This window comes from Deltaproteobacteria bacterium, from assembly GCA_016210005.1.
Classification (GTDB): Bacteria; Desulfobacterota; Binatia; order HRBIN30; family JACQVA1; genus JACQVA1.
Genome location: JACQVA010000076.1, coordinates 67781 through 77831, shown reverse-complemented (window position 1 = coordinate 77831; position 10051 = coordinate 67781). Strand labels below are relative to the sequence as shown.

Genomic DNA, 10051 nt, shown 5'->3' with positions numbered 1-10051 from the left:
GCCTGGAAGATGACAAAGGGCGTCCCTTTCGGCCATGGGCCTCGGCCTGACAGTACACAGTACTGTCAGACTGGTGAGGTTTTGCCCGGTCGGCTGCACGTTACCCACAGATTTGTCGCACACCCTTAAGCGATGCCCCTCGGCCGGCATGCTTGACGTTGCGAGTAATTACTCTTAGAGTAATTACTCATGGAATACCGGGTGGAGGAATTGGCGGGAGCGGCAGGGGTGCGGGTGGACACGATTCGCTTTTACCAAGCCAAGGGGCTGCTGCCGGCGCCGAAGCGCGTCCGGCGCGAAGCGGTGTACCGCCCCGAGCACCTGGCGCGGCTCAAGCAGATTCGCCGCTATCAGTCGCAAGGCTTGTCGCTGGCGGTGATCAAACGGCTATTGGCGGGCGGCTCGCCTTCGCGCGCGGCGGCGCTGTTACGGGCCGTGGCCGATCGCGGCGGCGAGCGCTCGTTCACTCGCGCCGAGGTCGCCGCTCGCAGCGGGGTGCCCGAGGCGCTGCTGCTGGCGGTGGAGAGCGCGGGCCTGCTGCAGCCGGTGCAAGCCGGCGGCGAGCCGCGCTATGGCGAGGCGGATGTGCAGCTGGCCGAGGCCGGCATGGAGATCCTACGGCACGGGTTTCCGCTCGACGAGCTGTTACGGCTGTCCATCCGCCACGCCAAAGGGGTTGACGCCGTCGTCGAGCGCGCCGTCGCCTTGTTCGACGGCTTCGTGCGCAAGGCCGGCCGCAGCGGCCCCGAGATCGCCGACATCTTCCGCCGCTTGCTGCCGGCAGTGACCACGCTGGTAGCCCTGCACTTCCAGCGCACGCTGCTCAACCACGCCCTGGAGCGCCTGCGACAACGCGGCGAGGGCGACGTGCTGGAGGCGGCTCAGGCGGTGGTTGACTCCGGACGCTTGGAGGTAACGTGGCGTTAGCGCAGCAGCTGCCGCCTCCGGAAGAGAAAGCGGCGGTGGTAGAGGCGATGTTCGATCGCATCGCCCCGCACTACGACCGCATGAATCGCCTCTTCACCTTTCGACTCGATCAACGCTGGCGCCGTCTGCTGTTGCAGCGGGCGCGGGTGGGGCATAGCGATATCATTGTTGATCTCGGCTGCGGCACCGGTGACCTGTGCGAGCTGGCGGCGGCCGCCGGCGCGCGCGTGGTCGGGCTCGACTTTGCCGCCCGCATGCTAGCGGCGGCGCGCGCCCGGCTCTCCGACGCGCCGCTGGTGCGGGCGGATGCGGCCGCGCTGCCATTGGCCACCGCCTCGGCCACCGTGGTCAGCAGCGCCTTTGCGCTGCGCAACTTCGTCTCGATTCCGGGCGTATTGGCCGAGGCCGCGCGGGTGCTGGTGCGGGGCGGACGATTGGCGCTACTGGAAGTCGACGAGCCCACCGGCCGCTGGCAGCGCTGGGGTCACGCGGTTTACTTCCGCCGCATCGTGCCGCTGCTCGGCGCGCTACTGGCCGAGCGCGCCGCTTACGCCTACCTGCCGCGCTCCACCGCCTATCTGCCGCCCGAGCGCGCATTGCTCGAGCTGGTGACGCGGGCAGGCTTTGAACGCGTTGCCAAACACCGGCTCAGCCTCGGCATTGCCCAGCTGATCATCGCCGAGAGATCATGATCAAGCCGTCGCCAGCCGCCCGCCGAGAATGGGCGGCGTGCGCACTGCGGCGCGCGCGCCGCAGCGCGCAACCAGTGCTGCTGAGCATCTCACACGCCATCGCCGCGCCCGAGGATGTGCTCGCCCTGGTCGCGGCCGGCGGTGAGTCCTCGCCGCCGTATGGATTTCTCTGGCAGCACCCGGCCGAGCAGTTTGCGCTCGCGGCGGCCGGCGTCGCCGCCGATTTCCGCGCCACCGGCAGCAATCGCTTCCGCACGATTGCGGCGGCGTGGGCCGAGCTGGTGCACGAAGCCGTGATCGGGGGCGAGGCCGCGGCGGCCGGCCCTATTGTCACCGGCGGTTTTTCCTTCGCACCGGAACCGCCGCCGGACGAAGACTGGCACGGGTTTCCACCCGGCCGCATGGTGTTGCCGCAGATCAGTGTGCTCCAGCAGGGCCAGTCGGCGACCCTGACCGTCAATCTGCTGGTCGAGGGCGCGCACGGACTCGAAGACATCGTTGGCCAGATTGAGGCGCGCTACGCCAAGCTGCGGTTTGCGGCGGCTGCTCCGATGGGTTCACGCTTGGCGTCGTCGCCGCCGGAGTGCGCCGCCGCGGCGGCCCAATCGCCCGCTGCTTGGCGCGCCGCCGCGGGCGCCACCATCGCCGACATCGCCTCCGGCCGGCTGGACAAGCTGGTACTGGCGCGCGACTACAGGCTGCGCTCGACCCGTGCCTTCGAGAGCGCGCGCATCGTTGCTCGCCTGCGTCAGGCCCATCCGAACTGCACCACGTTCTGGATCGCCACGCCCAACGGAAGCTTTCTCGGGGCCACGCCCGAGCGGCTGGTGCGTCTGGCGGATGGCGTGGTGTGCAGTGCGGCGCTGGCTGGGACCAGCGCCCGCGGCGTCTCTTCCGCACTCGACCGCGCGCTGCTCGACAACGGCAAGGAACGACACGAGCACGCGCTGGTGGTGCGCGCGATTGCGGCGGCCCTGACTCCGCTGTGCGATTCGCTCACCGTTCCCGCCGCGCCGCAGGTGCTGGCGCTGGAAAATCTCCAGCACCTGTTCACCCCGATCAGCGGCACTCTACGCGCGCAGTGCAGCGTGCTGGAACTGGTCGAGCGGCTGCATCCCACTCCGGCCGTCGCCGGTTACCCGCGCGCGGCTGCGCTGGCGCTGCTGACAGACCGTGAGGCGTTCAACCGTGGTTGGTACGCCGGCCCGATCGGCTGGATCAATGCCCGCCAGGAAGGCGAGTTTGCCGTCGCCTTGCGCTCGGCGTTGGTGCGCGGTGATCGCGCCGCGCTGTTCGCCGGCGCCGGCATTGTCGCCGGTTCCGATCCTGACGCCGAATTGGCCGAGACCGAGCTCAAGCTGCAGCCGCTGCTCGCGGCGCTGCTGGAAGTGTGATTCGATGTACCAAAGCGATCCGGTCTACGCAGCGGTCGAGGCCTTTGTTGACGAACTGCAGCGCACGGGGGTGCAGCACGGCTGTGTCTGCCCGGGGGCGCGCTCGACGCCGCTGGCGCTGGTGCTCGCGGCGCGCCCCGGGCTGCGCGCCTGGTCACACATCGACGAGCGCTCGGCGGCCTTCTTTGCACTCGGAATCGCCAAGGCCACGCGGCGGCCCGTGGCCATTGTCTGCACCTCGGGGACGGCTGCGGCCAATTTCCTGCCGGCGGTGATCGAGGCCGCATACGCGCACGTGCCGCTGCTGGTGCTTACCGCCGACCGTCCAGCGGAGCTGCGTGATTGCGGAGCGCCGCAAACCATCGACCAGCTCAAATTGTACGGCTCGCAGGTAAAATGGTTCGCTGAAGCTGCCGGTGGTGAGGCCGGGGCGCGCTACTTCCGCGCACTGGCCGGCCGTGCCGTCGCCGCCGCGTGCACCTTGCCGCAGGGCCCCGTGCACATCAATTTCCCTTTTCGTGAGCCGCTGGTACCGCAGGCCTGGGCTTGTGACACTGCGACACCAGCAACGGCGGCGACGCCGCCAGGTCGGCCGCAGACCCGAATGCCTCAACCCGAGCTGCACGCCGCGCCCGAGACGGTCGCCGGGATCGCCCAGGCGCTTGCGGGCACGGCTCGTGGCCTGATCGCCTGCGGCCCCTTCGATGCGGATGAAGCAACCGCCACGGCCATTGCCGGTCTCGCTCGCCAGCTTGGCTATCCGATTCTAGCTGACCCGCTGTCGCAGCTGCGCAGCGGCGCGCATGACACGGGGCTGGTGGTGCCGACGTATGATGCGTTGCTACGCGACGCCGCGTTTGCCGCGCAGATGGCTCCCGAGGTGGTGCTGCGCTTCGGGCCCATGCCGACATCGAAGGCGTTCTCGCAGTACGCCCAGCGGCATCTGGGCGCACGCCAGATTGTCGTTGATCCGATCGGTGTCTGGTACGACCCCGCGCTGTCGGCCACCGACATCGTGCGAACTGATCCGCAGGCACTGTGCCGAGCGCTGGGCCGGTGCCTGCCGGCAGCGCCACGCGACCGCAGTTGGTGCGCGTCGTGGTTGGAAGCGAATCGCCGGGCCGCGGCGGCGATTGCTGCGCAGCTGTCCACCATGGCCGAGCTGTTTGAAGGTAAAGTGTTTTCCGAGTTGGCTGCGCTCATGCCCGACGGCGCCTGGCTCTACACCGGCAGCAGCATGCCGGTGCGTGATCTCGAATCATTCTGGCCGAGCGGCCGGCGGCGGGTGCGCTTCTTCGGCAACCGCGGCGCCAACGGCATCGACGGCTTCGTTTCGAGCGCGCTGGGGGCAGCCGCGGTCGGCGACACACCGGTAGTGATAGTCACCGGCGACCTCGGCTTCTATCACGATCTCAACGGCCTGCTGGCGGTCAAGCGTCACGGCGTTCGTGCCACCATCATCGTGCTCAACAACGACGGCGGCGGTATCTTCTCCTTTCTGCCGCAGGCCGAATGCGATCCCGGCTTCGAGGAGTTCTTCGCCACACCGCACGGGCTCGACTTTCGCGGCGCGGTCGAGATGTACGGAGCGGCGTTTGTGCGGGTCGAGTCCTGGGAGCACTTTCGTGCCGCCGCCGCTGCCGCCATCGGCGCGCCCCGCACCACGGTGATTGAGGTGCCGGCGGTGAGTCGCGCGCGCAACGTCGTGCTGCATCGCCAGCTATGGGCGGCGGCCAGCCGTGCTCTGGCCACAGGAGCACACTGATGGCCCGGCTGGCGGTGGGCGAGGTGTCGTTGAACGTCGAGTTGGCCGGCAGCGGCACGCCCCTGCTTTTGCTCCACGGCTTCACTGGCAGCGCTGCCGGCTGGGCGCGGCAAAGCGAGTGTCTGCGGCGGAGCTTCCTGACCATCGCCATCGACTTGCTCGGCCACGGCTGCTCCGACGTGCCGGCCAACCCCGCGCGCTACCGCATGGAGCGCTGCATTGAAGACCTAGCTCGCCTGTTGGATCGGCTGCGCATCGACAGTGCACACTGGCTCGGCTACTCGATGGGCGGGCGCGTGGCGCTGGCGTTCGCCGCCGCGCATCCCGGGCGCGTGCAGCGCCTCGTGCTCGAAGGTGCTTCGCCGGGGCTGGCCGATGCCGCCGCGCGCCGCGCGCGCGCCGCCGCCGATGACGAACTCGCCCGGCGTCTGGAACGCGACGGCCTCGAGGCGTTTGTCAATGCTTGGACGCAGCAGCCGCTGTTCGCCTCCCAAGCCCGGCTCGGACCGGCCGCGCTGGCGGCGGCGCGGGCCGCGCGCCTGGGCAACGACCCGATCGGCTTGGCCAACTGCTTGCGAGGCTTAGGCACCGGCGTGCAACCGCCGCTATGGCATCACCTGGCAGAGATCTCAGCGCCGACCCTACTGGTCGCCGGCGCCGAGGACGACAAGTTCCGTGCGATCGCCCAAGCCATGGCGGCCCACATGCCACGGGCGCGAGTGGCGGTGATCCCCGAAGCCGGCCACACCACACACCTCGAGAACCCAGCGGCTTTCAACCGGCACGTCATCGCATTCCTGCAACCAGGCAACTCCCCGGAGGCCGCCGATGAACGCGGATGAGCACGGACGCCTCGAAACTGGGCAGGTGCCTGGGCGGCTAACCCCGATTCAAGTCCATCAGATCGAAACGTGAAAAGGAGTATTCATGACCATCGAATGGAAAGCGTGTCGCAGTTACAGCGACATCCGCTACGAGGCGGCGGAGGGTATCGGCAAGATCACCATCAATCGGCCGGAGGTACGCAACGCCTTCCGGCCGCAGACGTTGTTCGAACTATCGGACGCCTTTGCCGCCGCGCGTGAGGACGGTGGCGTCGGCGTCGTCATTCTCACCGGCGCGGGCACCCAGGCTTTTTGCTCCGGCGGCGACCAGCGCGTTCGCGGCCAAGCCGGCTATGTCGGCGATGACGGTGTGCCGCGTCTGAACGTGCTCGATCTCCAGCGCCAGATTCGCACCTTGCCCAAGCCGGTGGTCGCCATGGTGGCCGGCTACGCCATCGGCGGCGGGCACGTATTGCACTTGGTTTGCGACCTGACCATCGCCGCCGACAACGCGGTGTTCGGGCAGACCGGGCCACGCGTCGGCAGCTTCGACGGCGGCTACGGCGCCGGTTACATGGCGCGCATAGTCGGCCAGAAGAAGGCGCGCGAGATCTGGTATCTCTGCCGCAAGTACGACGCGCAGGAGGCACTGGCTATGGGTCTGGTGAACACCGTGGTGCCGCTAGCCCGGCTCGAAGCCGAGACCGTGCAGTGGTGCCGGGAGATGCTCGCCAACAGCCCGCTGGCGCTGCGCTGTCTCAAGGCGGCCTTCAACGCCGACACCGATGGGCTGGCGGGGATTCAGGAATTGGCCGGCAACGCCACTCTTCTCTACTACATGTCGAAAGAGGCGCAGGAGGGGCGCAACGCTTTTGTCGAAAAGCGTGCGCCCGACTTCTCGGGTTTTGCGCGCCTGCCATGAAGCCCGCGACTCGCTTGCAGGTGTGGCTGCTGGCGATTCGGCCGGCGACCTTGAGCGCGGCGGTGGCGCCGGTGCTGGTGGGCAGCGCGCTGGCGTGGCGTGACGGCGGCGGCCACCTGGGCGCCGCGCTGGCCGCATTGGTGGCCGCGGTACTGATTCAGATCGGCACCAATCTGGTGAACGACGTTGCCGATTGCGAGCGTGGCGCCGACGATGCTGCGCGCCAAGGGCCGCTGCGGGTCACTGCCGGCGGCTTGCTCACTGCGGGTGAGGTAAAGTCGGCAGCGGCGCTGGCCTTCAGTGCGGCCACGGTCATCGGCGTCTGGTTGGTGGCTCGTTCAGGCTGGCCGATTCTGCTGCTCGGCGCCGGTGCGATCGCCGCCGGCGTGGCCTACACCGCGGGCCCGTGGCCGCTGGCTTACCACGGTTTCGGTGATCCTTTCGTCTTCGCCTTTTTCGGCCTCGCCGCCGTTGCCGGCACTTACTACGTGCAGAGCGGCGGCAGTGCCCTCGCGGTCTGGCTGGCGGCGGTCCCGCTGGGCGCGTTGGCCACGGCCATTCTGGTGGTGAACAACGTGCGCGATTGCGATGGCGATCGCCGCGCCGGCAAACGCACACTGGCGGTGCGTCTTGGAGCGCGCGCTGGCCGGCTAGAGTATTTGGCCTTGCTCGGTCTCGCGTACGCGGTGCCGCCCGCGCTGTGCGCCATGGGAGCCGCCTCGGCCTGGGCGCTGCTGCCGTGGTTGAGCCTGCCGTGGGCCGTGCGGTTGGGGTGGCAGCTAGCCACCTGCGGCAGCGCGCCGGGATTCAATGCCGCACTGGTCAACACCGCCCGCTTGCATCTGGCCTTCGGCGTTCTCTTCGCCCTCGGCTTGTTGCGCTAGCGGTTACCATGCGCGTGATTCGCCTCGACGCAATCGGTTTCCGCCTCCCTATGCGCCAGCCCATGCACACCGGCGCGGGTATGGTGAGTGAGCGCGTGGGGTTGCTGCTGCGCTTGCATGCCGACAACGGACTGGTGGGCATCGGCGAGGTGGCTCCGCATCCCGCCGCTGGCGCCGGAGCCCTGGCCGAGGCCGTGTGCGCGATCGCCGGGGCGCAGGAGGCCTTGTGCGCAGCGGCCTCGTGGCCGATCGACCGCCTGCTGGAGATCGCTGATGCGTTGCCCTCGCCGGTTGCACTCGCGGGCTTGGAGATGGCCGGGTACGATCTGCACGCGCGTGCCGCGGGTCTGCCACTGGCAGCAGTGCTCGGCCGCGTGCGCCGGCGGCGCGTGCCGGTCAATGCTACGCTCGCGCAGCGCCAACCGGAGGCCGCGGCCGCGGCCGCCCGCGCCGCCGCGGCCAGCGGCTTGTCTTGCCTCAAGCTCAAGATCGCCGGCAGCAAGGTGGACGACGAAGTGGCGCGGCTGGCCGCCATCCGCGCCGCGGTCGGTGACGCAATGTTGCTGCGGCTCGACTGCAACGCCAGCTGGACTGTGGACGAAGCAATCGCCGCCCTGCCGCGCCTGGCGCCCTACGGCATCGACTACGTCGAGCAGCCGGTGGCGGACATTGCCGGCCTGGCGGCGGTGCGGGCGGTGGTTCCGCTGGCGATTGCGGCGGACGAGAGTGCCGGCGACAGTGCCGCGATCCGTGCCATTGCCGCGGCCGCGGCCGCGGATGTGATTATCTTGAAGCCGGCGCTGGTGGGATTGCGAAAGGCGGCGGAGATGGCGCGGACGGCGCGCGCCTGTGGTCTCGATGTCGTTGTCACCTCGGCGTTCGACAGCAGCATAGGCGTCGCTGCGGCGTTGCACCTGGCGGCTACGCTGCCGGAGCCCCTGCGCCACTGCGGGCTTGCCACTGCGGAACTGCTGGCCGGCGATCTGACCGCCGTCCCGCTGCTGGCCGCCGGCGGCCACCTCCGGCTTCCGCCCGGTGTCGGACTCGGTGTGACAGTGAGTCACTCAAGACTCACCCGGTGGGGCAGGGAGAGCTGCCAGCGATGAGTGCATCGGCCCCGATCCCCAACTGGCTCGATCACCGCGGCCGCGCTTGCCCGGATCAGCCCGCGATTGTCGCCGGTGCCGAGGTGATGACTTACGGCGTCCTTGCCCGGCGCGCCCGGCTGACGGCTGGGCGGCTGGCTCGCCTGGGCGTGACTCGGGGCAGCCGCGTCGCCGTGTTGCTGCGTGGCGGCGCGGCCTTCGCTGAAATCATGCACGGGCTGGCGCGGTTGGGGGCGGTGCTGGTGCCGCTCGACCGCCGCTTGACGCCGCACGAGCTGCGCCAGCAGTGCGAAGGGGCGGGGGCAGAGCTGCTCGTCTACGATCACGGCACGCGCGAACTCGCCGCCCAAATCGAGCCCACCCCCCGGCGCCTTTGCTGCGGCGGTGACGCGATCGCCGGCGACGGTGCGCTCGACGCCATCATTCCAGCGGACGACACCGGCGATGCCCGCCACGATCTGGCCTCGGTGCACAGCATCATCTTCACTTCGGGCAGCAGCGGTACCGCCAAAGGGGTGCTGCTGACCTACGGCAACCATTACTGGAGCGCGACCGCCTCGGCCTTCAACCTCGGCTTGCAGCGCGACGATCGCTGGTTGGCGTGTCTGCCGTTCTGCCACGTCGGCGGCTTGTCGATCCTGTTGCGCAGCGTGATCTACGGTACCACCGCGGTAATCCACGACGGCTTTGATCCCGAACGGGTCAACTACAGCATCGAGGCCGAGCGCGTGACGATCATCTCCGTGGTCGCCAATATGCTGCAGCGGATGCTGGCGGCACGCGGTCCTCGGCCGTATCCGCCGTGGCTGCGCTGCGTACTGCTCGGCGGCGGGCCGGCTCCCCGCCCGTTGCTGGAGGACTGTGCGGCGTGCGGCGTGCCGGTCATACAAACCTACGGGCTAACCGAGGCCGCCTCACAAGTTACCGCCCTGGCCCCGGGCGATGCGCTGCGCAAGCTGGGCTCAGCCGGACAACCGTTGCTCGCCACCGAAGTGGCGCTGGCCGGCGTGCGCACAGGGCTGGGACGGGAGGCCGTCGGTGAAATCACCATCCGTGGACCGACAATCACTAGGGCATATCTCGACGGGCGTGCCACCACCGACGCCGAGGGTTGGTTGCACACCGGGGATCTTGGTTGTTTCGATGCCGAGGGCTTTCTCTACGTTATCGGACGGCGCGATGAGCTGATCATCTCCGGCGGCGAGAACATCCATCCGGCGGAAATCGAAGCCGCACTGCAGGCGCACCCGGCGGTCGCCGAGGTCTGTGTCGTGGGCGTGCCCGATCCGCGCTGGGGCGAGGCGGTGACCGCCTGCGTCCGGCTGCGCCCGGGCGCTGCGCTCACCGCGGCCGCGCTGCAAGCCGCCGCGCGGCGGCTGCTCGCCGGCTTCAAGGTGCCGCGCCGGGTGTTATTGGTCGAGGATTTTCCACGCACCGCCGCGGGCAAGATCATGCGCGGGCGAGTGCGTGCGCAGTTGGCAGGCGCCGCGCCGGCCGGCGGTTTGCACCTTGACTTCTCTGTCGGGGGCTGACCTAG

General features: G+C 69.3%; 9 protein-coding genes. All 9 read left to right on the top strand.

Going from position 1 to position 10051, the window contains the following annotated elements; translation table 11 throughout:
- The first annotated feature begins 189 nt into the window (after positions 1–189).
- The 9 genes from HY699_08035 to menE all read left to right on the top strand — a co-directional run bounded on the left by HY699_08035 (position 190) and on the right by menE (position 10046).
- Positions 190–927 carry a MerR family transcriptional regulator gene (locus tag HY699_08035; protein ID MBI4515750.1) on the top strand — a complete coding sequence of 246 codons (738 nt, stop codon included), beginning with the start codon at positions 190–192 and terminating at the stop codon, positions 925–927.
- Positions 918–1619, top strand: coding sequence for a ubiquinone/menaquinone biosynthesis methyltransferase (locus tag HY699_08030; GenBank protein MBI4515749.1), 702 nt, complete (start codon positions 918–920; stop codon positions 1617–1619). The genes HY699_08035 and HY699_08030 overlap by 10 nt, the downstream gene beginning before the upstream one ends.
- A complete protein-coding gene (locus HY699_08025; GenBank protein ID MBI4515748.1) occupies positions 1616–3013 on the top strand; it encodes an isochorismate synthase in 1398 nt (465 codons plus the stop codon). Before HY699_08030 ends, HY699_08025 begins: the two co-directional genes overlap by 4 nt.
- A 4-nt stretch (positions 3014–3017) precedes the next feature.
- Complete coding sequence (gene menD, locus HY699_08020) at positions 3018–4778, top strand: 2-succinyl-5-enolpyruvyl-6-hydroxy-3-cyclohexene-1-carboxylic-acid synthase (GenBank protein MBI4515747.1); 1761 nt, start codon at positions 3018–3020, stop codon at positions 4776–4778.
- Complete coding sequence (menH, locus tag HY699_08015; GenBank protein MBI4515746.1) at positions 4778–5620, top strand: 2-succinyl-6-hydroxy-2,4-cyclohexadiene-1-carboxylate synthase; 843 nt, start codon at positions 4778–4780, stop codon at positions 5618–5620. Before menD ends, menH begins: the two co-directional genes overlap by 1 nt.
- Before the next feature lie 85 nt (positions 5621–5705).
- Positions 5706–6524 carry a 1,4-dihydroxy-2-naphthoyl-CoA synthase gene (gene menB, locus HY699_08010; GenBank protein ID MBI4515745.1) on the top strand — a complete coding sequence of 273 codons (819 nt, stop codon included), beginning with the start codon at positions 5706–5708 and terminating at the stop codon, positions 6522–6524.
- On the top strand, positions 6521–7408 hold the full coding sequence (locus HY699_08005) for a 1,4-dihydroxy-2-naphthoate polyprenyltransferase (GenBank protein ID MBI4515744.1): 888 nt from the start codon (positions 6521–6523) through the stop codon (positions 7406–7408). The genes menB and HY699_08005 overlap by 4 nt, the downstream gene beginning before the upstream one ends.
- 62 nt (positions 7409–7470) lie before the next feature.
- On the top strand, positions 7471–8514 hold the full coding sequence (gene menC, locus HY699_08000; protein ID MBI4515743.1) for an o-succinylbenzoate synthase: 1044 nt from the start codon (positions 7471–7473) through the stop codon (positions 8512–8514).
- A complete protein-coding gene (gene menE, locus HY699_07995; protein MBI4515742.1) occupies positions 8511–10046 on the top strand; it encodes an o-succinylbenzoate--CoA ligase in 1536 nt (511 codons plus the stop codon). Before menC ends, menE begins: the two co-directional genes overlap by 4 nt.
- Positions 10047–10051: the final 5 nt, after the last annotated feature.